The sequence below is a fragment of the Tsukamurella sputi genome (assembly GCF_007858445.1).
GTDB lineage: Bacteria > Actinomycetota > Actinomycetes > Mycobacteriales > Mycobacteriaceae > Tsukamurella > Tsukamurella sputi.
Genome location: NZ_VIGV01000148.1, coordinates 1 through 570, shown reverse-complemented (window position 1 = coordinate 570; position 570 = coordinate 1). Strand labels below are relative to the sequence as shown.

Here is a 570-nt window from a genome sequence, read left to right as displayed (position 1 = left end):
GTCGAACACCGGCACGACCGACACCGCCGCTGCATCGGCGAACGCCTCCGACACCGACGCTCCCGCGCTCGTCAAGGCCGCCTCCGAGGCGTCGAAGAACGTCACCAGCGTCCACTTCCTCGTCAAGGTCGACGGCAAGGTGCCCAACATGCCGATCACCAAGGTCGACGGTGACCTCCAGGTCAAGCCGACGACGCAGGCGACCGGCACCGCGACGATCGACATCGGCGGCCAGTCCGAGGGCAGGTTCGTCTACACGGACGGCACCATGTACGCCTCGCTCCTCGGTGCCAACTACGTCGACTACGGCGACGGCGCCTCCATCTACGACGTGTCCGCCCTGTTCGATCCCACCAAGGGGATCCCCAACGTCCTCGCCAAGATGACCGGCGTCAAGGCCGCCGGCACCGAGACCATCGACGGCCAGGAGACCACCAAGGTCACCGGCACCGTGCCCGCCACCGAGATCGCCGCGATCTCCGGCTCGCGCGTCGATCCCGAGAAGAGCGTGCCCGTCCCCACCACCGCGTGGATCCAGAAGTCGGGCGACAAGCAGGTCGTGCGCCTCGA

At 67.9% G+C, this 570-nt stretch carries 1 protein-coding gene; it reads left to right on the top strand.

Going from position 1 to position 570, the window contains the following annotated elements; genetic code table 11:
- Nucleotides 1–570 (top strand): LppX_LprAFG lipoprotein (locus FK268_RS23565; protein WP_146437873.1); only part of this gene is annotated, 570 nt, incomplete at both ends.